Here is a 24,006-nt window from a genome sequence, read left to right as displayed (position 1 = left end):
ACGTTGTGTTTGTTACAATCAATGTCGTTCTATCCAGTTTTCAAAGAACAGGTTGTTGAATGTATGAACATTCAAAACTGAACTGCAAGACGTCAAGTCAAGACCCGAGGGTCTGTTCCGAAATAATCCTTAGAAAGGAGGTGATCCAGCCGCACCTTCCGATACGGCTACCTTGTTACGACTTCACCCCAATCATCTGTCCCACCTTCGGCGGCTGGCCCCATAAAGGTTACCCCACCGACTTCGGGTGTTACAAACTCTCGTGGTGTGACGGGCGGTGTGTACAAGGCCCGGGAACGTATTCACCGTGGCATGCTGATCCACGATTACTAGCGATTCCAGCTTCATGTAGGCGAGTTGCAGCCTACAATCCGAACTGAGAATGGTTTTATGGGATTGGCTCCCCCTCGCGGGTTCGCAGCCCTTTGTACCATCCATTGTAGCACGTGTGTAGCCCAGGTCATAAGGGGCATGATGATTTGACGTCATCCCCACCTTCCTCCGGTTTGTCACCGGCAGTCACCTTAGAGTGCCCAACTGAATGCTGGCAACTAAGATCAAGGGTTGCGCTCGTTGCGGGACTTAACCCAACATCTCACGACACGAGCTGACGACAACCATGCACCACCTGTCACCGCCGTCCCCGAAGGGAAGGCCTAGTCTCCTAGGCGGTCGGCGGGATGTCAAGACCTGGTAAGGTTCTTCGCGTTGCTTCGAATTAAACCACATGCTCCACCGCTTGTGCGGGCCCCCGTCAATTCCTTTGAGTTTCAGTCTTGCGACCGTACTCCCCAGGCGGAGTGCTTAATGCGTTAGCTGCAGCACTAAGGGGCGGAAACCCCCTAACACTTAGCACTCATCGTTTACGGCGTGGACTACCAGGGTATCTAATCCTGTTTGCTCCCCACGCTTTCGCGCCTCAGCGTCAGTTACAGACCAGAAAGCCGCCTTCGCCACTGGTGTTCCTCCAAATCTCTACGCATTTCACCGCTACACTTGGAATTCCGCTTTCCTCTTCTGCACTCAAGTCCCCCAGTTTCCAATGACCCTCCACGGTTGAGCCGTGGGCTTTCACATCAGACTTAAGGGACCGCCTGCGCGCGCTTTACGCCCAATGATTCCGGACAACGCTTGCCACCTACGTATTACCGCGGCTGCTGGCACGTAGTTAGCCGTGGCTTTCTAATGAGGTACCGTCAAGGTACCGGCAGTTACTCCGGTACTTGTTCTTCCCTCACAACAGAGTTTTACGATCCGAGAACCTTCTTCACTCACGCGGCGTTGCTCCATCAGACTTTCGTCCATTGTGGAAGATTCCCTACTGCTGCCTCCCGTAGGAGTCTGGGCCGTGTCTCAGTCCCAGTGTGGCCGATCACCCTCTCAGGTCGGCTACGCATCGTCGCCTTGGTGGGCCGTTACCCCACCAACTAGCTAATGCGCCGCGGGCCCATCCTGTAGTGACAGCCGAGGCCGCCTTTCAACACCGGACCATGTGGTCTGGTGGATTATTCGGTATTAGCCCCGGTTTCCCGGAGTTATCCCAATCTACAGGGCAGGTTGCCCACGTGTTACTCACCCGTCCGCCGCTGAATCTGGAGGAGCAAGCTCCTCCTTCATCCGCTCGACTTGCATGTATTAGGCACGCCGCCAGCGTTCGTCCTGAGCCAGGATCAAACTCTCCATAAAAGAGAACTTAATATAAGCTCATTTTGTTGCTGACTTAATTTTTGAACGTCCATCACAACCCGTTAAAGGATGCGACTTGGTTCGTGTTGCGTCACGCACACCCAACGGGGGTCGGGGTGGTGACGCTCTATCTTGACGTCTTGCATGTTCAGTTTTCAATGTTCATTTTGTGTGTCACTCGTTTTGGCGACTTCTCTACTTTATCAGTTGAGCTTATATGAGTCAACTGTTTTTTTTTAGAAGTTTTTTTCGAATGTTATATAAGCTGTAGTGCTCGTTTGATTCGTTATTGCCTTAGCGACGTGTATCATCATAACTTATATTCAAACATAACGTCAACTATTTTTTTAAAATAATTTAAAGGTGGCTCAAGCATATAACCTGAGCCCTTGTTAATACTAGACTACACGATAATATCTATGCATAATTTGCGAACTTTTCGTTTGATGTTCTTCTATAAAGATGATTCCTTTTTCAACTAAAAATTCAATATAGACCTCTAAGTCCGTCGAATAATTCTTCAACTCTGCTTGTTCATGGATCTCTTGAATAGACCAATACGGTTTCTGTGCTAATACTTCTTGTATATGCAGAGCTGCTTCTTTCGTGCGGGAATGTATAAGGAAATCACTTGCTAAAAACAAAAGTTCTACTCGTTTTTGTAATGGCTCTGAACTTGAAACCAATTCATCATAGAGTTTATAAATTGCTGGGTCCAGGACTTTCACTTGTTTCCAGACCAGTACCTCTGGATGCATGCCACGCTCAAATATTGCTAGTCTTGCTAGATGATGTAGTGAATCGACTAGTTCGGTGTATGCATCTAAGTAATTTTGTTGATCGTAAAAAACTTTGCCTTCCAAATATCTACGGGTAAGGCGAGCGAACTCAATTCCCATGCGAATTTTTCTTCCACGCTCAGGAAATTCATCGAGTTCCTTCTTTAAGTGTGTAATAAATTCATTTCGATCAAATAAAATGCGGCTGTTTAATAACCAATCCACTAACTTTGGGTTTTTGCCAAGAGTCAGCCATTTTTGCAGCTGCTTCTCTGTAATTGTATGAAGAGCAGCTTTTTGATTGTGATAGGAATAATGTTTTGTGAAGATAGGTCGCTCTGCGTCTTTTGTAATGACAAGTAAGATGGAATCAAACGTGTCTGTTAACGGACTTACCTTTTCTTTCTTTTGAATATGTAAAATCCCTAATGTGTTGGGGTCGCTTGCACGCTCTTGATAGATTGGTCTAAGTAAAGCTTCCATCGTTCCACTCCTTCTCGGCTTGAACCTTGTTATGCATTAAATTCTACATTGAATGCGTAAGTCCTTCTTTCTCCTGCAAATTATGCTATAGTATTAGGTGAAATTAGGAGGGTAATCATGGCGCCATATAAAAATAAGATCAATAAGATTCGTTCATTTGCACTTGCTTTAATATTTATTGGGTTTATCATCATGTACGGAGCAATCTTCTTCAGAGAAAACCCGATTCTTGTCACTATTTTTATGCTTCTTGGATTGCTAGCCATTTTAGGTAGCGTAGTTGTTTACGGTTGGATCGGTTTGTTGTCCACTCGAGCTGTTCAAGTAGTTTGCCCAAACTGTGGTAAACACACAAAAGTTTTAGGTCGTGTAGATTTATGTATGTATTGCAATGAGCCTCTTACTCTTGACCCTTCACTAGAAGGAAAAGAATTTAGTCAAGATTACAATAAGAAGAGTGAATAAAAGAAACTACCGTGGACGAATCGTCACGGTAGTTTTTTATTGTACATTTTTCGATTGTCCTTTACAACTTGGACACTTTCCGTAAACTTCAAGTCGATGAGATTCTACTTCAAATCCAGTAATGTGCGAAGCCAGTTGCTCTACTTCATCCAATCCCGGGTAATGGAAGTCGACGATTTTTCCGCAGCTTGTACAAATCATGTGATAATGGTCGTTGGTAACGAAATCAAAACGACTAGAACTATCACCGTATGTTAACTCTTTTACAAGTCCAGATTCTCTAAAAACACGAAGGTTATTATAAACAGTGGCTACACTCATGCTCGGGAATTTACTCTCGAGAGCACGGTAGATATCATCAGCAGTTGGGTGCGTCATGGACTGGATTATATATTCCAAAATAGCATGGCGCTGGGGTGTTATGCGAACACCTGTTGACTTCAGTGTATCTAAGGCATCACGCAAATGCACTTCGGTCATAGTCGGCACCTCTTTCAGATTCATTCTTACATTAGAATTGTTATTCTTAATTATAAGAAGAAACTAACAGCAGTGTCAACTGATTCACTACGTCAAGCCTTAGTAGCCTAGCTTTAAATCGACTTGATTTTCTAAATCACTTTCACCTTGTTCCCATTTAATCAAATTACGTGAGAAAATCTCCAATGCTCTTTCAACATAATAATCTGAATGACTCGAGACATGCGGTGAGATTGTGACATTATCTTGTGACCAAAGTGGACTTTCTTTAGGAAGTGGCTCAATCTCAAATACGTCGAGGACAGCATGCCGAATCCAGCCATTTTCTAAAGCTTCCACAAGAACAGCCTCATCAGCTACATCACCGCGCCCAAAGTTCATAAAGATTGGATTTGCTTTCATAGCTTTGAAATGACTCTTTGTCAGCGCATGCTTTGTATCAGCCGTACTCGGGAGTAATGAGAGTACGATATCCGCATCCTCTAGTTCTTCGACAAGGTTTTGAAATGGAACGGTCTTGTGCGCACTATCCACTTCTCTTCCACTTCGGTTGCAGCCTACCACAGTAACGCCGAAAGCAGAGAGCAGTCGTGCCACCTCTTCTCCGATTGCTCCAGGTCCAATAATGACCGCTTTGCTGCCTTTTAATTCACGAGACCCCTTTGGCCTTCTCCATTCTTTTTCAACGGTCAATTGATAGATGGCCGGTAAGTTGCGATAGAGCGCCAATATGTGGCCGAGAATTGATTCTGCCATTGGAGTTTTGTGAATACCACGCGCATTGGTAACTACAATTCCCTTTTCAGAGAGTTTTTCAAGCGGCATCTTTTCAATACCCGCAGATGCCACACTGATCCACTTCAAATTGTGTTTTTCATCAAGGTCACTCTCTTTCACATCCTCGCCGTATGTTACCCATACATCGGTTGACGTTGTTGGCTTTTGCCCTTTCTGAAAAACAAAGTCATGCTGCGGATTTTGTTCTTGTAAGCCTTGTTGAATCGTCGGTTTTGGCTCAAATGTAAATAAAATGTTCATGCGTTCTCCTTCTGCGACTCTTCAAGAGTTTTTTGAACTTCTTCAACGTGGCCTGGGACTTTTACTTTGCGCCATTCTTTGACGACTTCACCAGTAGGGGCAATTAAGAATGTGGAACGTTCAATACCATAAAACTCTTTACCGTACATCATCTTTTTCTTCCACACGCCATAAGCTTCAGCCGCTTCGGCATCCGCATCTACTAAGAGCGAAAATGGTAAGTCATTTTTCGCAATAAAGTTTTGGTGCTTTTTGGCGCTGTCTGTGCTCACACCAATGACTTTTGCATTTAATTCTTGAAATTCAGGGAATCGATCACGAAAATCACACGCTTGCGTCGTGCATCCAGGTGTTGAGTCACGTGGATAGAAATACAACACTACGTAGTGCTTTCCTTTGTAATCTTCTAGTGATACGGTCGTGCCATTTTCATCTGGTAAAGATACGGATGGTGCTTGTAAACCTTCTAAGTTTTCTACAGTCATCTTGATCCCTCCTATTTGCTTTTTAGGATAGCATAGAGTTCTTGTTGTTCCTATTAAAGTTGTCTACAATAAGGGAGAACACTTAGAGGAGGAACATCCATGAATCGAACACAATCAGAAAAACTGCATAATGAAGCAGTTACTCATATAGTAGGAGGGGTCAATAGCCCATCGCGCTCCTATAAAGCAGTTGGAGGTGGCGCACCTACAGTGATGGCGAAAGCGCAAGGTGCATACTTTTATGATGTCGATGGCAATAAGTACATCGACTATTTGGCAGCATACGGACCCATCATCACAGGTCATGCGCACCCACATATCACACAAGCACTTACAACAGCAGCCCAAAATGGATTGCTGTACGGCACACCGACAGAACACGAGATCAAATTTGCGAAGATGTTGAAAGAAGCCATCCCTTCGATGGATAAAGTCCGTTTCACGAACTCGGGCACAGAAGCTGTGATGACGACAATCCGTGTGGCTCGTGCATATACAGGTCGCATAAAGATGTTGAAATTTGCTGGTTGTTACCATGGTCACTCAGATCTTGTATTGGTCGCTGCAGGTTCTGGACCGGCAACACTTGGGACGCCGGATTCAGCTGGTGTACCTAAATCGATCGCCGAAGAAGTCATCACTGTACCTTTTAATGATCCAGAACGTTTTATAGAAGCAATGGACAAATGGGGCGATGAATTAGCTGGTATCTTAGTAGAGCCGATTGTCGGGAATTTTGGTATGGTCGAACCGAACCCTGGATTCTTAGAAGTTGTTCACACGCACGCGAAAAAGCATGGCACACTTGTCATTTACGATGAAGTGATAACGGCATTCCGTTTCCACTACGGTGCCGCTTCTACTCTTCTTGGATTTGAACCAGATTTAACAGCATTAGGAAAAATCATTGGTGGAGGCTTACCAATCGGAGCTTACGGTGGAAAGAAAGAAGTAATGGAACAAGTAGCACCAAATGGTCCAGCGTACCAAGCTGGAACGATGGCCGGAAATCCCGCGTCTATTCAAACAGGGATCGCATGTCTAGAAGTTCTTCGTGCGCCTGGGGTTTATGAGGAACTCGACCGTCTAGGTAAACTTTTGGAAGATGGAATTCTTGCTGCTGCGAAACAACACCAAATTACGATAACAGTGAATCGTATTAGAGGAGCCCTTTCCATCTACTTTACAGATGAAAAGGTTGAAAATTATGAGCAAGCAGAAGCTTCGGATGGCGAGCAGTTCGCACACTTCTTCCGCTTGATGCTCGAGCAAGGCATCAACCTAGCACCCTCAAAGTACGAAGCTTGGTTTGTTACGACTGCTCATACGGAACAAGATATTGAAGAAACAGTAAAAGCTGTGAATCATGCATTTGAAAAAATGGCTCAGTAAAAGGAGTGTGATGCCTAGTGAAACTAGGTGCACGTGTATTTAAAACCGGGATCGCTATAGCGCTTGCCCTTTATATTGCTGATCTACTTGCGCTACCTGTGCCGATCTTTGCAGGTATCGCGGCCATTTTTGCTGTACAGCCGTCGATCTATCGCTCATATATGACTGTTTTTGAACAGATTCAATCGAATTTGATCGGAGCGGCGTTTGCCGTGACGTTCGCTATGCTCTTTGGTAATTCGTTTTTCATGGTTGGTTTGACGACGATCATAGCCATCTCGGTCATGTTAAAACTAAAGCTACAGAAGACGATTCCGCTTGCACTTGTTACCATCATTGCGGTGATGGAAATTCAAGGCGATGATTTCCTTATTGCTGCCATGTTTCGGATAGCCACAATTGGTGTAGGTGTATTGTCTGCCTTCGCGGTGAACCTTGTCTTTATTCCTCCAAAATACGAGACAAGACTGTTCACGAAAATCAGCACCACGCAGGATGAAATCATTCGCTGGATTCGAATCGGTATTCGTCATGCTGCAGACCATCAATCACTTAAACAAGCTGTCACATCAATAGAAGAGCAACTCGTCAAAATCGATCAGCTATTTTTACTCTTCAAAGAAGAACGTGGTTATACGAAAAAAGCGAAGTATGCTAAAGGAAGAAAACTTGTCATCTATCGTGAACTTATTACGACGTCTTATAAGAGTTTATATGTCATCCGGCGTTTATCTGCGTATGAGCATGACATCATGCAATTGCCAGACCATTTTCACATGATGATTCAAGAACGCTTGGATACACTTCTGACGTACCATGAACATCTGCATTTAAAGTTTATTGGACGATTGAAACCTGATCAATTGGAATGGATCAATGATGATCACTTTATTAAGCGCCATGAGGTGATGGAGATTTTCATGACACAAATCTACGAAACAAAACGAGATGAAGATTTCTCAACCTATCATTTATTGCATCTGCTGTCTGCGATTTTGACATATGAAGAACACCTCGAACACCTAGATACTTTGATCAGTTCCTATCAGACGTACCACGGGGACGAGATTGATGTGAAAGTTGAACTATAAAAAGCTGCCATCGCTGGCAGCTTTTTTTATGTTTTCATTTTCGGATCAAGTGCATCTCGTAGACCATCACCCATTAAGTTAAAACCAAGAACGGTCAGCATAATGGCTACACCTGGGAAAATCATCGTCCAAGGAGCATTTCGCAAATAATTTCTTGCATCCGCAAGCATCTTGCCCCATTCCGGAGCTGGCGCTTGTGCACCAAGACCTAAGAAGCCAAGTGCAGCGGCTTCGATAATCGCAGAGGCGACGGCAAGTGTACCTGCTACAATAACCGGTGCCAACGAGTTTGGAAGAATATGCGATATCAAAATTCGGAAGTCTTTCATACCGATTGCTCTTGCTGATGTAATGTACTCTTCTTGTTTAACAGTCAGTACTTTGGAGCGAATCAATCGACCAAAGTTCGGAATGTTGATGATTGCAATCGCAATCAAAGCGTTCACTAAAGAAGGACCTAATACTGAAACAACAGCGATTGCAAGCAAGATACTCGGAAACGCGAGCATGATGTCAAAGATACGTGAGATGATTGTGTCTACCCATTTTCCGTAGTACCCGGCAATAATACCAAGCGCGCTCCCTACAATTACTGAACCAATTACAGAAAAGAATCCAACACCAAGAGAAATACGAGCCCCTAGAATAACACGAGAAAAAATGTCGCGTCCAAAATCATCTGTCCCAAACCAGTATTGACTAGAAGGAGATTTCAATCGTTCCGTTAACTTTTGATCATTTATACCTTCTGGTGCAATCCATGGGCCAAAAATCGCTAGTAAGATAAAGAAAAAGACAATCACACTTCCAACAAGAGCTATCTTGTTTTTACGGAAATTCTTCCAAGCATCACGCCATGGACCCGTTTCACGTTCCATTTGCACTTCCTGCTCTGCAGGCACTAAATTTTTCGGATCTGGAGTCGTCATAAAATATCCTCCTTTCTAGTCATATTTGATTCGTGGATCAATCAAGCCGTATAAAATATCAACAATCAGGTTGATCATAACGAAAATGAAAGCAATGATTAAAATACCAGATTGAATTACAGGGTAATCCCGGAACTGAATCGCTTCATATACATAGCGCCCAATTCCTGGCCAAGAAAAGATGGTTTCCGTTAAAATCGCCCCACCTAAAAGTAGACCCATTTGAAGACCGATAACAGTTAATACTGGGATAACTGCATTTTTCAATGCATGCTTGTATACAACCCAGAACATTTTTTGACCTTTTGCACGCGCTGTACGGATGTAATCAGAGCGCATGACCTCTAACATACTAGAGCGTGTCATCCGTGCAATGATGGCCATTGGTATTGTAGCAAGCGCAATACCTGGTAATACTAGATGACGCAGAACTTGACCCAACTGATCAAAACGACCTTGCATGATTGTATCGAGTATGTAAAAACCAGATTGTGCGCTGATCGGATTTCGCACATCCTCTCGACCAGATGTTGGGAACCAACCTAACTCGATAGCAAAAATCCATTGTTCCATTAAACCTAACCAGAAAATCGGCATGGATACTCCAACAAGTGCAAGTACCATGGCAGTGTAATCAAACCATGAGTTCTGGAACCATGCAGAGATAATTCCAGCATTCACTCCGATAATTACGGCAATTAAGATGGCAAAGAAAGCCAGTTCAAATGTCGCAGCCAGATAAGGCCATACCTCTTCAGCTACAGGCTGTTTTGTTCGTAAGGATTCCCCTAAGTCGCCTTGGAACAATCCTCCAAGGTATTCAAAGTATTGAATATACCAGGGATTATCTAATCCGAGCTTTGCTCGTAATGCTTCGACTGCTTCTTTAGAAGCCAATTGACCTAAAATGACTTGAGCAGGATCTCCGGGTATTGCACGAATGATCATAAATACTACGAACGTCATTCCGAGCAAAACTGGGATTAACTGTAATAAGCGTCTACCAATATAATTGACCACGCTCTTCACCTCTTCCCCTTTAGTAAAACGTCATAAAAAGAGAGGGAAATCTCGAAGATTCCCCTCATCCTCTCAGCATATTATTCGAAATCAACAGTGTGCAGTTTGTCAGAACCTGTTGGGTGTGGTTTAAACCCAGTAAGTTCAGCTTTCCCTGCTAGTAACGGTGTAGAGTGAGCAAGTGGAACCCAAGGAGCATCCTCATGGATGATTTCTTGTGCTTGCATGTACAATTCGTTACGTGTATTTTCGTCAACTTCAGATTGCGCTGCGATTAAAAGTTCATGTAATTCTTCGTTGTCATAGTATGTGTAGTTGTTGCTTCCGATGTTGTCTCCATCAAGAAGTACGTATAGGAAGTTATCAGCGTCACCATTGTCACCCGTCCAACCTAACATGAACGCATCTGCTTCTCCGTTACGTGCTTTTTCAAGGTAAGTAGCCCACTCGAATGACACGATTTCAGCAGTGATTCCAACGTCTGCTAAGTTTTTCTGCATAACTTCAGCAACTTTCATACCATCTGGCATATATGGACGTGGTACAGGCATTGCCCATAGTTCCATCTCAAATCCGTCTGGTAGACCTGCTTCAGCAAGTAGCTCTTTTGCACGTTCTGGATCATAGTCATAACCTTCGATTTGATCGTTGTATCCAGAGATACTTGGTGGCATTGGGTTCACAGCCACTTCTGCACGACCTTCAAAGAATGCATCCACGATTGCTTGTTTGTCAATTGCATGGTTCATCGCTTGACGAACTAATACATTGTCAAATGGAGGACGCGTGTTTGTTAAACCAAGGTAACCAACGTTCATAGATGGACGCTCGAACAATTGAAGTGCAGCATCTCCTTCAATTGAAGCTCCGTCTGATGGGTTTACACCATCTGCTAAATCAATTTCACCAGTAAGTAATGCGTTAAGACGAGCTGAGTTGTCCGGAATTGCGCGGAATACAACGCGATCAAGTTTCGGGAACCCTTCTTGCCAGTAATCTTCGAACTTCTCGATTGTGATCGAGTCATTGCGCTTCCACTCTACAAATTTGAATGGTCCAGTACCGACTGGCTCATCTCCAAATGCATCGCCAGCTGCTTCAAATGCTGTTGGTGACCCCATACCGAATGGGCTCATTGCGATGTTCTTTAAGAATGGTGCTTGTGGACGCTTCAGCTTGAATGTCACTGTGAACTCATCATCTGCAGTAACAGATTCGATTACGTGACCTTCTTCATCACCAAATCCACCGAACATCGATTTGTAATAGTAGTACTTATCTGCTGTACCTGAAGACCAGCGATCAAAGTTTGCTACAACAGCTTCTGCATTGAAATCAGTGCCGTCATGGAATTTCACGCCTTCTTCAAGCATGAACGTATACGTCAATCCGTCGTCAGAGACAGTCCACTCTTTTGCAAGACCTGGGTTGATTGTCGTATCTTGCTCACCAAAGTTTACAAGCGTTTCAAAAACGTTTTGTGTAACTTTGAAAGACTCTCCATCCGTTACAGCGATTGGGTCAAGGCTGACCGAATCTCCCCCACGGCCAAAGATTAATACTTTTGGTTCGCCTGATTCTTCTGCTGTACCTTCTTCATTGTTGCCTTCTGAGCCTTGTTCATCCGAGCTACAAGCTGCTAAGAAGAGCATCATGATCAATCCGAAGAACAACAGGAACGACCAAATTTTCTTATTTCTCATTAAGACCCCTCCACGATTTTTTTATCTATCATGTCTGCATCATATAAATGACACGCAACATAATGACCTGGTTTGACTTCCTCGAGTTGAGGAACGACTTGCTTACACTGTTCCATTGCAAATGGACAGCGTGTATGGAATGTGCACCCGCTTGGTGGATTCGAAGGGCTTGGGATATCCCCTTCTAACAGAATTTCTTCGCGCGTAAAGTTCGGGTCAGGTACAGGTACAGCTGAAAGCAATGCTTTTGTATAAGGGTGAAGCGGCTCTGCGTAAAGATTCTCACTCGACGCAAGTTCCACCATCTTCCCTAAATACATCACACCTACACGATCACTGATATGCCGAACGACACCAAGGTCATGGGCGATGAAGATATACGTCAATTTCAACTCGCGCTGCAGTTTTTGCATCAAATTTAATACTTGTGCTTGAATCGACACATCAAGAGCGGAAACGGGTTCATCTGCAATGATCAGCTTTGGATTGGTCATCAATGCGCGTGCGATCCCAATACGTTGGCGCTGTCCCCCACTAAATTGGTGAGGATAACGCTTAGCGTGATAACTACTGAGTCCTACTATTTCTAAAAAGTCTTTCACCATTTTCTTACGGGATTTCGTATCACCAATGTTGTGAACAATGAGTGGCTCCATCAAAATCTTTTCCACTGTGTGACGTGGATTCAAAGACGCATAGGGATCTTGGAACACCATTTGGATTTCTCGACGTGCTTTACGCATTTCTTGTGCGGACAATGTCGTAAGTTCTTGTCCATCAAAGGTTACTTTTCCTTCTGTCGGTTCCAGAAGGCGCATGAGCATCCGTCCCGTAGTGGACTTCCCACATCCTGATTCTCCAACAATGCCAAGTGTTTCTCCTTCATTCACATAGAAAGAAACGTCATCCACTGCTTTGACATGCCCCGTCGTCTTTCCGAACAGGCCATTTCTTACTGGGAAATATTTTTTAAGCCCTTCAACTTTCAACAATGGCTCTGTCATGATTAGCTACCTCCTCCGTGTCGTATAAGAAACAGCGTGTCTTATGTTCAGCTGCTGTTTGGTATAGAGGAGGTGATTCCACAGTACAGCGACCAAATACTTCCGAGCAACGCGCTGCGAAACGACAGCCTTCTTTGATAGAACCAGGTTTTGGTACGTTACCTGGAATCGAGTACAGGGACTGCTTTTTGAAACGCATATCCGGTACCGAAGCAAGAAGACCCTTTGTATACGGATGCTCTGGGTTTGTGAAAATCTTTTCAACCGGTCCTTCTTCTACCACTTTACCTGCATACATGACGACAACACGTTCACACGTTTCAGCTACTACGCCTAAATCATGTGTAATGAGGATGATCGCCGTGTTTAAACGTGTGTTTAAGTCTTTCATCAACTTCAGAATTTGTGCTTGAATCGTCACGTCGAGTGCCGTAGTCGGTTCATCAGCAATCAATACTTTCGGATCGCAGACTAGGGCCATGGCAATCATCACACGTTGTCTCATTCCGCCAGACAATTGATGCGGATAATCTTTCATCAATTCTTCTGCACGAGGAAGACCTACGAGTTTCAACATCTCAACAGATCGAGCATGCGCTTGTTTTTTAGACCAACCTTTTTTATGTAAGAGAACAGCTTCTTTCATTTGACTCCCAATCGTAAAGAGTGGGTTCAGTGACGTCATCGGTTCTTGGAAAATCATCGCAATTTCATTTCCACGTATACTTCTCATTTTCTTGTCATTGTATTTTGAAATGTCTGTGCCGTTGTAAAGAATCTCACCTGAAGTGATTTTTCCTGGAGGTGAAGGAATAAGTCCCATTACAGATAAACTGGTTACACTTTTTCCACTTCCCGACTCTCCAACGATTCCTAGGATTTCTCCTTCACGAACTTCGAAATCTACATAATCGACTGAAGGAATAACTCCGTCGTCTGTGAAGAAAGATGTTTGAAGGTTTTTGACTTCTAGGACAGCTTTGCGTTTTGTCATGATGCGCCCCTCTCCACTATCTGAAAATTCTTTATTAAATGAATTTTATGTAATTATTATTTTACACAAGAAATCCTTCCTTGCAATCACTTTTTTTATAAATAAATTATATTTAAAAAGCTATACTAATATTTTCGTTCAAAATAAAAAACCAATGCGTTTACTCTACTTTAAGTAAACGCACTGGTTTCTAGTCTTCTAATTGTTGCACTTGGAATAAGTTATAGTAAGCACCTTGCTTTTTCATCAATTGAGCGTGAGTTCCTGATTCGGTAATTTGACCATGTTCGACGACCAGAATTTGATCCGCGTGTGTAATCGTCGATAGACGATGCGCGACCACTAAAGTTGTTCGATCCTTCGCGAGTCGCTCTAACGAGTCTTGAATGAGTGCTTCGCTCTCTAAATCGAGTGCAGAAGTTGCTTCGTCTAGTACCAAAATGCGAGGATCCTTCAAAAAGACACGTGCAATAGCGATTCGTTGCTTTTGTCCACCTGACAGTTTGACGCCTCTTTCCCCAACTGTTGTATCATAGCCGTTTGGCAGACCCATGATGAAATCATGTGCATTTGCTGCTTTAGCTGCTGCAATAATTTCTTCATCTGTCGCTTTTGGATTTCCCATCGCGATATTCATTTTAATAGAATCACTGAACAATAAGGAATCTTGCAGAACAAGTCCTATTTGCTTTCGGAGAGACTCTATCGTAACATCGCGAATATCCGTGCCATCTAAGCGAATTGCACCATCCGTCACGTCGTAGAAACGTGGGAGCAAACTAATGATTGTCGACTTTCCACCACCACTCATCCCAACAAATGCGACAGTTTCCCCTGGATGGATGGTAAAGTTGATACCACGCAATACAGGCGTTCCTTCTTCTTCATACTGGAAATAAACATTTTGAAAAGAAAGTTCCCCGTTGGCCTTATCTAGTTTTTTTGCACCTGGTCGATCTTGTACCTCATAGCCCTCATCCATCAATTCAAACATCCTGTCCATCGAGGCAATGGATTGTGTTAGTGTCGTCGATGAGTTGACCAGTCGACGCAGTGGGCTATAGAGTCTTTCAATATAGGCTACGAATGCTGCCATTGTTCCGACTGAAAGGTCACCAGTAATTGCTTCGTAACCAGCGTAAGCAATGACAAGTAGTGGGGCCACATCTGTAATGGTGTTGACGACTGCAAAAGCTTTTGCATTCCACTTTGTCTGGTCCATCGCCTTGTCTAAAAATTCCCCATTTGCTTCGTCAAAATTTCTTTGTTCATGCTGCTCGAGTGTGAATGTTTTGATGACACTCATCCCTTGAACACGTTCATGTAAGTAACTTTGAACGCCTGCTAGAGCTTGAGAGCGTTGTCGTGTGAGATCTCTTAGTCGACCAAAGAAATATTTGACGCTGAACGCATAAAACGGGAATGCAATAAGCGTGACGAGCGTTAATTTCACATTGAGTGTCAACATTATTCCAATAGCAATCAAAATTGTTGCAAGGTCCAGCCATACATTCATTAACCCAATCACAACAAAGTTCTTTGTTTGCTCGACATCATTGATTACACGCGAGATGACTTCACCGGCACGTGTGTTGGCATAGTATTTCAAGCTCAACTTTTGCAGATGGTCGAATAATTTTTCCCGGATATCAAATAAAATCTTGTTACTCACGTATTGCGCAAGATATTGTCTATAGTATTCAATCGGTGGCCGTACGAGGAAGAAAACTAGTGCGGTTCCTCCTAACCAATAAAATAACAGACGCAACTTCTCGGCATCTGACATGTTTCCGCCAATGATATCATCGATAACAATTTTAATAAGAATAGGGATGAAAAGCGGGATGGCAAACTTTATGATTCCGATGAAGATCGTAATGGCAATTTGCCAATTGTACGGTTTTACAAACTGCATATAGCGTTTAATTACATCCATGCTGTCACTCCTTTCTGTAAGCAAGACGAAACCTGCTGCTAGAATAGCAACAGGTTTAGTCAGGTTTGCGGATTTCCTTATGAAGTTGATAGCGTGCTGTCCAAGCATCAATAAAGTCGGGTGCGAACGGACCTTTCCGTTGCTGTATCCAGTTCTTTAAAGTCTGGATTGTACGCTTTAAAATGATATCAATCTCGTCAGGGTAGTCCATCTCTTTCTTGTGTTGCTCATACTCGTCTTCATCTAAGAGTGTGTACGATTGATCTGGAAATACTTTCATATCCAGATCGTAATCAATGTACTTCAACATTTTGTCTTCATAGACGAATGGCGAACTTAAATTGATGTAGTAATATACTCCATCTTCACGCAACATGCAAATAATATTGAACCAGTACTCGGCATGGTAGTAGCAGATCGACGGTTCACGCGTCACCCATGTCCTTCCATCCGATTCCGTCACTAATGTTCGATCATTTGCAGCTATGACAATATTTTTTGTCCCTTTCAGCACCATCGTCTCATGCCAGACACGATGAATATTGCCATTATGTTTATAGCTGTGAATCTGGATCATTTCTCCTTCCACCGGAATAGTCATGATGTAGCCACCTTCTCAAATGACAAGCTGAAAAACCTATCTAATTTATCTGTGATGTTTCACATTATAACAATACTAGAAGGAAAAAAGTAGTATAACAGTAGCCTTGTCAAAATTTCTTATTCAGCAAGATTTCTCATTTTCTGTATGGGAACTGGAAGCGGAAGCTGATTCAACTCCTCTTCTGTCACCCAGCGACCCGCAAACTTTTCGGCGTCTTTCACTTCAACCTTACCTACAAAGACTTCAATCTCCCATTTTAAGTGACTAAATAGATGCGTGACTTCTCCAACTTTCTCGACTTCCAACCACGTGATGCCATACAGATCCGCCCAATTTGTCTGATTCGTTTCGATAAGAGGATACTGCCATAGTTTCGCAAGCAGCCCTTCTTCCCTTTGCTCGACCAACCACTTGCCGTCTGAACGTTTCAGCATATAGCCATTGTATGTGATTTTTTTCACTTTCGATTTTTTACTTTTAATAGGAAGAGAGTCAGTTTTCCCCTGTTCAAATGCAGCGCATTGCTCTCGTACAGGACATAGTAAACACTTCGGTTTCCCCGGTGTGCAAATTGTTGCACCAAGTTCCATAACTCCTTGATTGAATGAAGACGGATCTTCCTTGTCAATAATGATCATAATTAAGTTTTCGAAAATCTTTTTTGTTTTCGGTTTTGCGATATCTTCTTCTATTGCATAGAGACGACTTAACACACGCATAACATTTCCATCTACTGCATGCTCTGGGACACCATAAGCAATACTAAGAATAGCACCTGCTGTGTAAGGTCCGATCCCTCGAATCGCACTGATTTGTTCACGTGTATTTGGAACTTTAGCATCGTAAAGTTCGATTACTTCTTTGACACCTTGCTGCAAATTTCTTGCGCGAGAGTAATAGCCGAGTCCCTCCCATAATTTCAGCAATTCTTCTTCCTCCGCATTTGCGAGGTCATGCATCGTTGGAAAAGCTTTAGTGAAGCGATTATAGTACGGAATAACTGTATCCACCCGTGTTTGTTGAAGCATGACTTCCGAAATCCAAATATGATAAGGATCGGTAGTATGTCGCCACGGCAAATCTCGTTTTTCTTTTAGATACCACTTAACAAGATTTTGTTGAATCTCTTTTCCTTTTTGATCAAGCATTGTGTTCCTTCCTTTCGGATTACATTTGATGAGGAAAGGGTAAAGTCAATGTGCTAGGCATCTGAGTAATTTTCTTATATTCTAGTATCAATCCATTTATAAAGGAGGGTGACGTTTGCATGGACACTGGTACACACATCGTGATGGGTATTGCCCTCGGAGGATTGGCCACAATTGATCCGGTCGTCGCAAACCACTCTGTAACATTCACCGCGGTCCTTGCGGGAACAATTATTGGTTCACAGGCACCTGACATAGACACTGTATTAAAACTTCGGAACAATGCGGTTTATATTCGACATCATCGAGGAGCCACTCACTCCATTCCTGCAGTGATCACTTGGCCCCTATTGATTACACTCGGACTAAGCTTCATCTTTCCATCTGCTGACATGCTACATGTCTGGCTCTGGACGTTCTTGGCAGTCTTTCTTCATGTTTTTGTAGATATCTTCAACTCATATGGAACGCAAGCACTCCGTCCGATTTCAAATCAGTGGGTCGCGCTTGGGGTAATCAATACATTTGATCCCATTATTTTTGGAATTCATATTATAGGATTGCTGACATGGGCTTTGGGAGCAAATCCTGTAATCACCTTTTTAATCATGTATGCGATTATCATTGTTTATTACATCGTTCGTTTTCAAGTACAAGCAGCCGTTCGACATGCTGTGAAATTAAAAATACCAAATGCCGAACGAATTATCATTGCCCCAACTATGCGTTTTTATCAGTGGCGCATTGCGGCGATTGATGGCAATCACTACTATGTAGGACGCGCTTACGGACGGAATATTACGATATATGACAAGTTCGAGCGTCAGCCACTTCCGGAAAATAAAATTGTCCGCGCTGCACTTAAAGATAAAAATATTGATGCCTTTCTCTCGTTCTCCCCTATTTACCGATGGGAAATCACAAAACACGAAGAAGTGCATGAAGTACGTTTTATCGACCTACGTTACCGTAGCAATGATTATTATCCTTTTGTTGCAGTTGCACACTTGAACAGTGAGCTAGAAATCGTGAACTCTTATACAGGTTGGATATTCAGTGAAGATAAATTGCATAAAAAACTTGATTTTAACTTGGATGAATCATGAAAGTAACCTCTAGCGTTTGCTAGAGGTTACTTTACTTTTTCAAGCATTGAAATTGGCAAAGCTTCTTCAAAACGTTCTCCGCCTAGTCGGTATCCCCATGCAAAACGTCCTTTTAAATACTCCACTTTAAAGTAGACTCCTGGGTCTCCTTCTATTTTATACAACTCACCCGGAATGATAGATTTAGGATCAATCAAGTATGCTTGAGCCATTTTTGCTTTGCGTTCGTACACTGCGTATTCATTTACAATACCGAGTTGCTCTGCTTTTCGGGATTTTTCTTTTAGGTTTGCGATTTCCTGTCGCAATTCTTGCTCGTTCATATGACTATATTTCTTATCCATCTTCTTGCTCCTTCATATCTATAAATTGATCAATAATTTCTAATGGAAAGCCTTTTCCGTAAAGTTGTTGCTTCACTTTTTGGCGTCTTTCACGCCCGTTGTATTTTGCTGACACTTTACGCCATGCCTTCTCGCCTTGATCTTGTAACTTTGCATCCCATTCATCTGTGACGAGTTCATCTTCTAATCGGCTTATTACAGTTTTTCCAATATGAAAAGGATAGCCTTTGCGCGCTAGGAGATCTTGGATTTTCTTTTTTTGTTGGGATGGCGTTAGCTTTTGAGCAGAGCGTAATGTTTTTTCAGCAAGCGCCATGGCTACTTCTATCTGATCCTCTTCCGTGTACGTGTCGAGAACTTGTTGACGTGTGTCTTCATCAATACCTTTTTGTTTTAAAGACTGTCTGATTGCGTTCGGTCCCTTCTTAGATGAATTCTTTTCAGTAGACAATAACGCTTTCGAGAATGCTTCATCATTTAAGTAGTTGTAATCATGTAATTTTTTGATTGCTTCAAGTGCTACAGACTCTCCGTAACCCGAGTCGAGTAATTTCTTCTTTACTTCTTGTTCACTTCGCATACGAAAACTTAAATAATTGAGTGCTGCACTAAATGCCTTTCGCACTTCATCTTCATAAACCATGTCATCCATTTCAAAGTCTGCAACGACCTTACCTTTAGTGAGTTGATGCTGAATGAGTACACTTTCATCCACGCTAAATGCATATTCTTCATCTAAATAAATATTATAACGGTCTTGATGTCTTTTCTGACGTGTAATCTTTGTGATGACTGGCATATTTTCAGCTCCTCAGGTTCATCTACGAGATTTTAGGGTAACTTCTATAGTATCATACAAAAAAAAGGAGGTCATTCGATGAAGTTTGCAATTACGGGTGGCACAGGCTTTGTAGGGAAAGAACTAACAAATTTGCTACTTTCTCAAGGTCATCAAGTGTTTATTCTTACACGCTCCGATAAAAAAAGTGATTCATCTATCACGTTTGTCAAATGGCTTACAGAAGGCGCAACGCCTGAAACAGAATTAGAAGGTATTGATGGGATTATCAACCTTGCAGGCACTTCAATTAACGAGGGTCGCTGGACGGATGATCAGAAAAAGAAAATCTATGAAAGTCGCATGGAGGCAACTGATGAAGTGCTCCGGATTATCGAAACTCTTTCAGTGAAACCATCTGTTCTCGTGAATGCTTCCGCAATAGGAATTTATCCTAGCTCTAAGCACAAAACATATACAGAAGATTCACCTGAACGAGCAGATGACTTTTTAGCCAAAACCGTTGAGGACTGGGAAAAGAAAGCTAAAAAGGCTGAACAACATGGTGTTCGTGTAGCCTGTGCTCGATTTGGTGTCATTTTAGGAAAAGACGAAGGTGCTCTCCCACTTATGGCATTACCTTATAAATTATTTGTCGGTGGCAAAGTAGGTTCAGGGAGACAATGGCTTTCATGGGTACATGTAAAAGACGTGGCAAATGCGATTTATTTCGCACTTACTACAGATGAGCTCTCGGGTGCTTTCAATGTAACCGCACCACGACCACTTCGAAACGATGATTTTGGAAAAGTACTTGGGACAGTCTTACATAGACCTCACTTAGTACCTGTCCCAGGTGTCGCTCTAAAAGCGGCTCTAGGTGAAAAAAGTCAGCTTGTGCTTGAAGGTCAACAAGTCATTCCAGAAGTCTTGTTGCAACATGGATTTAAATTTGAGTTTCCAACAGCACAAGAAGCCCTTAAGAATATTTACGGATAATTGAGATTTATGAGCACACCCTACTTTAAAAAGGGTGTGTTTTATTTTGCGTATCGTGCATATAAAGTGGTGAAAAAACAATTTACTTAACATTCGATAATGGCTATGAAAACGGCCAGACAACTTCTATTTTAGACACGTTGAAAGAACACGACATCAAAGCTACTTTCTTTTCTTTGCCTGAATTTATTGCTGAAGCAAAACGTCTCGGTTACACATTCAAAGAATTAGATGAATTGCGCAAACAGTCCGTGAATACGCCCATCTCTTTCCATTGACTTCTCTCGTCCTGTATAATGAGGACATACTAAGAAGGACGTGAAGTGAATGAGTGAAAATGTAACAATTAAGATCGGGCAAGAGTTCCCGCTTACAATCAAACGACTCGGTATCAACGGTGAAGGGGTTGGATTCTTCAAAAAGCATGTAGTGTTCGTTCCAGGAGCACTTCCTGGAGAAGTCATTACAGCCCATGTAACAGAAGTGCAACGCCGCTTTGCAACTGCAAAAATCAAGCAGATCCGCGAAAAATCTGAAGACCGCGTGACTCCTCCTTGTCCGGTTTATGACGCTTGCGGAGGGTGCCAACTTCAACATATGACGTATACGCGGCAGCTTGTTGAAAAACGTGATATCGTTCTCCAAGCGCTTGAACGCTACTCACCAGATGTGACGGAGGAACTTGTCAAACCGACTATCGGAATGGAAGATCCTTGGCATTACCGGAATAAGAGTCAATTCCAAGTACGTCAAAAAGGTGCGAAAGTGATGGCTGGTTTATTTGCAGCCGGTTCAAATTTCTTAGTCGATATCGATGACTGTCTCGTGCAACAACCGGAAACTACAAAGATCACAAACGAAATCAAAGCATTTATTGAGCAGTACAAGATCCCTGTTTACGATGACAAAGACCCACAAGGCATCATCCGTTCAATCGTTGTTCGTAAAGGAATCGAAAGCGGCCAGATTCAAGTGACACTCATTACAACAAAAAAGAAATTCCCGCACAAAGAAGAATTGACACAGGCTATCACTAAAATGAATGCTTCCATTGTCTCAATCAGTCAAAACATTAATGCAGACCGAACAAGTTTGATTTTTGGTGAAACTACGTTTAACTTATGGGGTAAGGAAACAATGGTTGAAAAATTAGACGGTCTTGTATTCGACCTATCCGCTCGTGCTTTCTTCCAATTGAATCCCGTACAAACCGTTCACCTTTATAACGAAGTGAAAAAAGCCGCTCATCTGACGGGTACTGAAAATGTTGTAGATGCTTATTGTGGCGTTGGCACAATTGGCCTTTGGTTAGCAGGTGACGCAAAAGAAGTACGCGGTATGGACATCGTTCCGGAAGCTATTTCAGATGCGAAGAAAAATGCGGCCCGTAACAACCGGAAAAACACACAATTTGTCGTGGGAACTCCTGAAGAGTGGGTTTCAAAGTGGCAAAAAGAAGGATTTGCGATCGATGTTTTAACAGCTGACCCACCTCGTACCGGTCTTGATAGCGAATTGATGGATGTTATTTTACGTACGAAACCGAAACGCTTCGTGTACACGTCTTGTAATCCTTCCACTCTAGCTAAAGACCTAGCGCGTCTAACAAAAAAATATTCAGTGGTTTCCATTCAGCCAGTCGATATGTTCCCACAAACTTCTCAAATCGAGTGTGTGGTAGAGCTGGTCTTAAACTAAACTAAAATCCGTCTTGTCTCTCTGTTTGAGGAACAAGACGGATTTTTAGTTTCCAAATCATTGATACTATTACAATCAAGAGATTAATTTATGCATTGATAAAGTTGAGTGGAGTGAAGGGGCTGACTCCAGTGGGAGTAAAGTCGGAACGTGAGACCCCGCAACCTTTAGATGTGGAGCCGACTGCTCAGAAATTGTGCGAGATGACAGCGTGGACTGTGAAGCGCTCTTGGCTTCATAGGCCGCGATGGCTTCTTGCGGGATTTCTAGGAGGTGCAACTCGATTTCATCGTATGAAATACGCCGCGCCCACGGAAAGCAGCCCCTTAACGGAACTCAACTTGATACTGGCACAGGCTTTCGCAACGCAATCGGAAGCATAATCAAAAGTAATAACCCGGATACCAACCACAAAAAACTAATCGAAGAAGTAAATTGCAAGAACAGTCCCCCTGCAAAAGGACCTGTTAATGAGCCTACACTAAACGCAATTCCACAAAGTAAATTGCCTGTCGGCAGCAATGCCTTCGGAGTCAAATCTGTCATGTAAGCAATTCCTAAAGAAAACATGGAACCAACAAACAACCCTGCTACAAAGAATGAAATGATAATGGCTATGACGTATGTCTCGAACAAACCGCCGATAAAGAAGGCTGTCGCCCCTCCCGCCAATAAAATTACAAGCATCGGACGTCGACCAAAACGATCACTCAAAGCACCGAGTGGCAACTGACTTACAACGCCTCCGATTGAAAATGCCGCTAAGATGATGGAGACATTCGCCACTTCGATACCTTGTCTCAAACTATAGACCGGAAAAATTGCGTGAAGACTAGATTCTAAAAAGCCGTAACTTAATGGGGGCAGGAAAGCCACCCATGCAATGACAAACGAAGCTTTAAATCGTCCGGCGGAGGATAAAGACTTTGTCGTATAGGTTTCAGGGAAATCATTTTTTAAAAAGAACACAAACGACCATGCAATCAAACAAAGAACCGACGAAACAACAAACGGCAACCCTTCATGGATGGAGACAAGAGGAACTAGAAGGGGTCCTACTGCAAAACCTAAACCGAATGATAAACCATAAAGTGCAATATTCTTTCCTAATCGGTCTTTCGGAGACGTACTAGTAATCCATGTCTGAGTCGAAAAATGAAGAGCATGATCTCCAATACCAATTAACAAACGAAGGACAAACCAAAACAATACACTCTTCCACAAGGGGAAAAGTGCTAGAGAAATAATAACGAGTAGCCCACCAACTAAAATGATTGGTTTATACCCCCATTTTCGAAGTGGTGCCTCCATAAATGGAGAGACTAACAAAGTTCCGATATAAAGGCCTGTTGCACTCAAACCGTTTAATGTAGCATTCACTCCATCCTGTTCAAAGATGATGGAAATTAAGGGGAGTAACATCCCCTGTGAAAATCCGGATATGGCAACAATCAATACTAATATGTAAAAACGCTGGCGTGTTGTAATTGTCATAGATATAGCCTCTTTCTTTCTATTCACTTTCACCAGTCTAGCACGGAAATGCACACAACAAAAGACCTCGACAGTCTGCATCACTGTTGAGGTCTTTTATACGTCTTTAACTACCTTATTTTGTTTCATAACTGCATTTAACGGCTACTATCCAGCCGGTGAAATGTCTGAACCGCCTCCTAACGTTGTTGGTTTTCGACAGGTTCACTACGGCCTCCTTCCTAGTAGAGATTACAGTAACTTTATCACAAAGTAAAAGTTATGTAAATATTCAAAATAGATAAATTATTAAAACACTTCTATCCTCCTATCTTTTTCCCAACGATTCGGGTATAGTATAAGTGCTGAAG

22 protein-coding genes and 1 rRNA gene are annotated in these 24,006 nt (G+C 42.7%); 7 read left to right on the top strand and 16 right to left on the bottom strand.

The window, feature by feature from the left end; translation table 11 throughout:
- Positions 1-133: 133 nt before the first annotated feature.
- A 16S ribosomal RNA gene (locus tag ACF3OH_RS04280) occupies positions 134-1,686 on the bottom strand.
- 398 nt (positions 1,687-2,084) lie between these two features.
- Positions 2,085-2,948: a nucleotidyltransferase-like protein gene (locus tag ACF3OH_RS04275; protein WP_204591332.1), complete on the bottom strand. Its 864-nt coding sequence runs from the start codon at positions 2,946-2,948 to the stop codon at positions 2,085-2,087.
- Between the two features lie 117 nt (positions 2,949-3,065).
- Between ACF3OH_RS04275 and ACF3OH_RS04270 the strand changes: the two genes are divergently transcribed.
- On the top strand, positions 3,066-3,413 hold the full coding sequence (locus tag ACF3OH_RS04270) for a YgzB family protein (RefSeq protein ID WP_204591329.1): 348 nt from the start codon (positions 3,066-3,068) through the stop codon (positions 3,411-3,413).
- Between the two features lie 36 nt (positions 3,414-3,449).
- Here ACF3OH_RS04270 and perR read toward each other — a convergent pair whose 3' ends face one another.
- The 3 genes from perR to bcp all read right to left on the bottom strand — a co-directional run bounded on the left by perR (position 3,450) and on the right by bcp (position 5,416).
- Positions 3,450-3,893, bottom strand: coding sequence for a peroxide-responsive transcriptional repressor PerR (perR, locus tag ACF3OH_RS04265; protein ID WP_275580389.1), 444 nt, complete (start codon positions 3,891-3,893; stop codon positions 3,450-3,452).
- Between the two features lie 99 nt (positions 3,894-3,992).
- Positions 3,993-4,931 carry a D-2-hydroxyacid dehydrogenase gene (locus ACF3OH_RS04260; RefSeq protein ID WP_392455955.1) on the bottom strand — a complete coding sequence of 313 codons (939 nt, stop codon included), beginning with the start codon at positions 4,929-4,931 and terminating at the stop codon, positions 3,993-3,995.
- Positions 4,928-5,416: a thioredoxin-dependent thiol peroxidase gene (gene bcp / locus ACF3OH_RS04255; RefSeq protein WP_204591323.1), complete on the bottom strand. Its 489-nt coding sequence runs from the start codon at positions 5,414-5,416 to the stop codon at positions 4,928-4,930. The genes ACF3OH_RS04260 and bcp overlap by 4 nt, the downstream gene beginning before the upstream one ends.
- A 99-nt stretch (positions 5,417-5,515) precedes the next feature.
- On the opposite strand from bcp, the gene ACF3OH_RS04250 reads away from it, so the two are divergent.
- Together ACF3OH_RS04250 and ACF3OH_RS04245 are read left to right on the top strand one after the other, a co-directional pair.
- The gene (locus ACF3OH_RS04250; protein WP_392455953.1) at positions 5,516-6,808 is read left to right on the top strand and encodes a glutamate-1-semialdehyde 2,1-aminomutase; all 1,293 of its coding nucleotides are present in this window, start codon (positions 5,516-5,518) and stop codon (positions 6,806-6,808) included.
- Between the two features lie 17 nt (positions 6,809-6,825).
- The gene (locus ACF3OH_RS04245) at positions 6,826-7,899 is read left to right on the top strand and encodes an aromatic acid exporter family protein (protein WP_204591319.1); all 1,074 of its coding nucleotides are present in this window, start codon (positions 6,826-6,828) and stop codon (positions 7,897-7,899) included.
- 26 nt (positions 7,900-7,925) lie between these two features.
- Here ACF3OH_RS04245 and nikC read toward each other — a convergent pair whose 3' ends face one another.
- From nikC to mutY, 8 genes are all read right to left on the bottom strand, one after another.
- Positions 7,926-8,777: a nickel transporter permease gene (nikC, locus tag ACF3OH_RS04240; protein WP_392456696.1), complete on the bottom strand. Its 852-nt coding sequence runs from the start codon at positions 8,775-8,777 to the stop codon at positions 7,926-7,928.
- Between the two features lie 66 nt (positions 8,778-8,843).
- Complete coding sequence (locus ACF3OH_RS04235; protein ID WP_392455952.1) at positions 8,844-9,848, bottom strand: ABC transporter permease; 1,005 nt, start codon at positions 9,846-9,848, stop codon at positions 8,844-8,846.
- Between the two features lie 80 nt (positions 9,849-9,928).
- On the bottom strand, positions 9,929-11,551 hold the full coding sequence (locus ACF3OH_RS04230) for an ABC transporter substrate-binding protein (protein WP_392455950.1): 1,623 nt from the start codon (positions 11,549-11,551) through the stop codon (positions 9,929-9,931).
- Positions 11,551-12,555: an ABC transporter ATP-binding protein gene (locus tag ACF3OH_RS04225; RefSeq protein WP_392455948.1), complete on the bottom strand. Its 1,005-nt coding sequence runs from the start codon at positions 12,553-12,555 to the stop codon at positions 11,551-11,553. The genes ACF3OH_RS04230 and ACF3OH_RS04225 overlap by 1 nt, the downstream gene beginning before the upstream one ends.
- Positions 12,530-13,549 carry an ABC transporter ATP-binding protein gene (locus tag ACF3OH_RS04220; RefSeq protein WP_392455947.1) on the bottom strand — a complete coding sequence of 340 codons (1,020 nt, stop codon included), beginning with the start codon at positions 13,547-13,549 and terminating at the stop codon, positions 12,530-12,532. The genes ACF3OH_RS04225 and ACF3OH_RS04220 overlap by 26 nt, the downstream gene beginning before the upstream one ends.
- A gap of 190 nt (positions 13,550-13,739) precedes the next feature.
- Complete coding sequence (locus ACF3OH_RS04215; protein ID WP_392455946.1) at positions 13,740-15,485, bottom strand: ABC transporter ATP-binding protein; 1,746 nt, start codon at positions 15,483-15,485, stop codon at positions 13,740-13,742.
- A 55-nt stretch (positions 15,486-15,540) separates the two neighbouring features.
- Positions 15,541-16,086 carry a DUF402 domain-containing protein gene (locus ACF3OH_RS04210; protein ID WP_204591304.1) on the bottom strand — a complete coding sequence of 182 codons (546 nt, stop codon included), beginning with the start codon at positions 16,084-16,086 and terminating at the stop codon, positions 15,541-15,543.
- Between the two features lie 119 nt (positions 16,087-16,205).
- Positions 16,206-17,237: an A/G-specific adenine glycosylase gene (gene mutY / locus ACF3OH_RS04205; protein ID WP_392455945.1), complete on the bottom strand. Its 1,032-nt coding sequence runs from the start codon at positions 17,235-17,237 to the stop codon at positions 16,206-16,208.
- 119 nt (positions 17,238-17,356) lie between these two features.
- On the opposite strand from mutY, the gene ACF3OH_RS04200 reads away from it, so the two are divergent.
- A complete protein-coding gene (locus tag ACF3OH_RS04200) occupies positions 17,357-18,343 on the top strand; it encodes a metal-dependent hydrolase (RefSeq protein WP_392455944.1) in 987 nt (328 codons plus the stop codon).
- A gap of 26 nt (positions 18,344-18,369) precedes the next feature.
- Here ACF3OH_RS04200 and ACF3OH_RS04195 read toward each other — a convergent pair whose 3' ends face one another.
- Together ACF3OH_RS04195 and recX are read right to left on the bottom strand one after the other, a co-directional pair.
- Complete coding sequence (locus tag ACF3OH_RS04195; protein ID WP_392455943.1) at positions 18,370-18,687, bottom strand: YfhH family protein; 318 nt, start codon at positions 18,685-18,687, stop codon at positions 18,370-18,372.
- Positions 18,680-19,486 carry a recombination regulator RecX gene (gene recX, locus ACF3OH_RS04190; RefSeq protein ID WP_392455942.1) on the bottom strand — a complete coding sequence of 269 codons (807 nt, stop codon included), beginning with the start codon at positions 19,484-19,486 and terminating at the stop codon, positions 18,680-18,682. Before recX ends, ACF3OH_RS04195 begins: the two co-directional genes overlap by 8 nt.
- A 78-nt stretch (positions 19,487-19,564) precedes the next feature.
- On the opposite strand from recX, the gene ACF3OH_RS04185 reads away from it, so the two are divergent.
- The 3 genes from ACF3OH_RS04185 to rlmD all read left to right on the top strand — a co-directional run bounded on the left by ACF3OH_RS04185 (position 19,565) and on the right by rlmD (position 22,162).
- Positions 19,565-20,464 (top strand): TIGR01777 family oxidoreductase, encoded by a 900-nt coding sequence (locus tag ACF3OH_RS04185; RefSeq protein WP_204591294.1) that lies wholly within the window; start codon positions 19,565-19,567, stop codon positions 20,462-20,464.
- An 80-nt stretch (positions 20,465-20,544) separates the two neighbouring features.
- Complete coding sequence (locus tag ACF3OH_RS04180) at positions 20,545-20,742, top strand: polysaccharide deacetylase family protein (protein WP_392456693.1); 198 nt, start codon at positions 20,545-20,547, stop codon at positions 20,740-20,742.
- A gap of 49 nt (positions 20,743-20,791) precedes the next feature.
- Entirely contained in the window at positions 20,792-22,162 is a 1,371-nt protein-coding gene (gene rlmD, locus ACF3OH_RS04175; protein WP_392455941.1) for a 23S rRNA (uracil(1939)-C(5))-methyltransferase RlmD, read from the top strand.
- A 336-nt stretch (positions 22,163-22,498) separates the two neighbouring features.
- Here rlmD and ACF3OH_RS04170 read toward each other — a convergent pair whose 3' ends face one another.
- Positions 22,499-23,656, bottom strand: coding sequence for an MFS transporter (locus ACF3OH_RS04170; protein ID WP_392455940.1), 1,158 nt, complete (start codon positions 23,654-23,656; stop codon positions 22,499-22,501).
- Positions 23,657-24,006 lie beyond the last annotated feature (350 nt).

Origin of the sequence: Chryseomicrobium aureum (assembly GCF_043182735.1) — a bacterium.
GTDB classification, from domain to species: Bacteria; Bacillota; Bacilli; order Bacillales_A; family Planococcaceae; genus Chryseomicrobium; species Chryseomicrobium aureum.
Note: the sequence above shows the minus strand (reverse complement) of the source record. Positions and strands in the feature narration are given on the sequence as shown.

Coding starts and splice junctions, on each gene's coding strand:
- ACF3OH_RS04275 (WP_204591332.1), bottom strand. CDS start 2,948: ATGGAAGCTTTACTTAGACCAATCTATCAAGAGCGTGCAAGCGACCCC.
- ACF3OH_RS04270 (WP_204591329.1), top strand. CDS start 3,066: ATGGCGCCATATAAAAATAAGATCAATAAGATTCGTTCATTTGCACTT.
- perR (WP_275580389.1), bottom strand. CDS start 3,893: ATGACCGAAGTGCATTTGCGTGATGCCTTAGATACACTGAAGTCAACA.
- ACF3OH_RS04260 (WP_392455955.1), bottom strand. CDS start 4,931: ATGAACATTTTATTTACATTTGAGCCAAAACCGACGATTCAACAAGGC.
- bcp (WP_204591323.1), bottom strand. CDS start 5,416: ATGACTGTAGAAAACTTAGAAGGTTTACAAGCACCATCCGTATCTTTA.
- ACF3OH_RS04250 (WP_392455953.1), top strand. CDS start 5,516: ATGAATCGAACACAATCAGAAAAACTGCATAATGAAGCAGTTACTCAT.
- nikC (WP_392456696.1), bottom strand. CDS start 8,777: ATGGAACGTGAAACGGGTCCATGGCGTGATGCTTGGAAGAATTTCCGT.
- ACF3OH_RS04230 (WP_392455950.1), bottom strand. CDS start 11,551: ATGAGAAATAAGAAAATTTGGTCGTTCCTGTTGTTCTTCGGATTGATC.
- ACF3OH_RS04225 (WP_392455948.1), bottom strand. CDS start 12,555: ATGACAGAGCCATTGTTGAAAGTTGAAGGGCTTAAAAAATATTTCCCA.
- ACF3OH_RS04220 (WP_392455947.1), bottom strand. CDS start 13,549: ATGACAAAACGCAAAGCTGTCCTAGAAGTCAAAAACCTTCAAACATCT.
- ACF3OH_RS04215 (WP_392455946.1), bottom strand. CDS start 15,485: ATGGATGTAATTAAACGCTATATGCAGTTTGTAAAACCGTACAATTGG.
- ACF3OH_RS04210 (WP_204591304.1), bottom strand. CDS start 16,086: ATGACTATTCCGGTGGAAGGAGAAATGATCCAGATTCACAGCTATAAA.
- mutY (WP_392455945.1), bottom strand. CDS start 17,237: ATGCTTGATCAAAAAGGAAAAGAGATTCAACAAAATCTTGTTAAGTGG.
- ACF3OH_RS04200 (WP_392455944.1), top strand. CDS start 17,357: ATGGACACTGGTACACACATCGTGATGGGTATTGCCCTCGGAGGATTG.
- ACF3OH_RS04195 (WP_392455943.1), bottom strand. CDS start 18,687: ATGGATAAGAAATATAGTCATATGAACGAGCAAGAATTGCGACAGGAA.
- recX (WP_392455942.1), bottom strand. CDS start 19,486: ATGCCAGTCATCACAAAGATTACACGTCAGAAAAGACATCAAGACCGT.
- ACF3OH_RS04185 (WP_204591294.1), top strand. CDS start 19,565: ATGAAGTTTGCAATTACGGGTGGCACAGGCTTTGTAGGGAAAGAACTA.
- rlmD (WP_392455941.1), top strand. CDS start 20,792: ATGAGTGAAAATGTAACAATTAAGATCGGGCAAGAGTTCCCGCTTACA.
- ACF3OH_RS04170 (WP_392455940.1), bottom strand. CDS start 23,656: ATGACAATTACAACACGCCAGCGTTTTTACATATTAGTATTGATTGTT.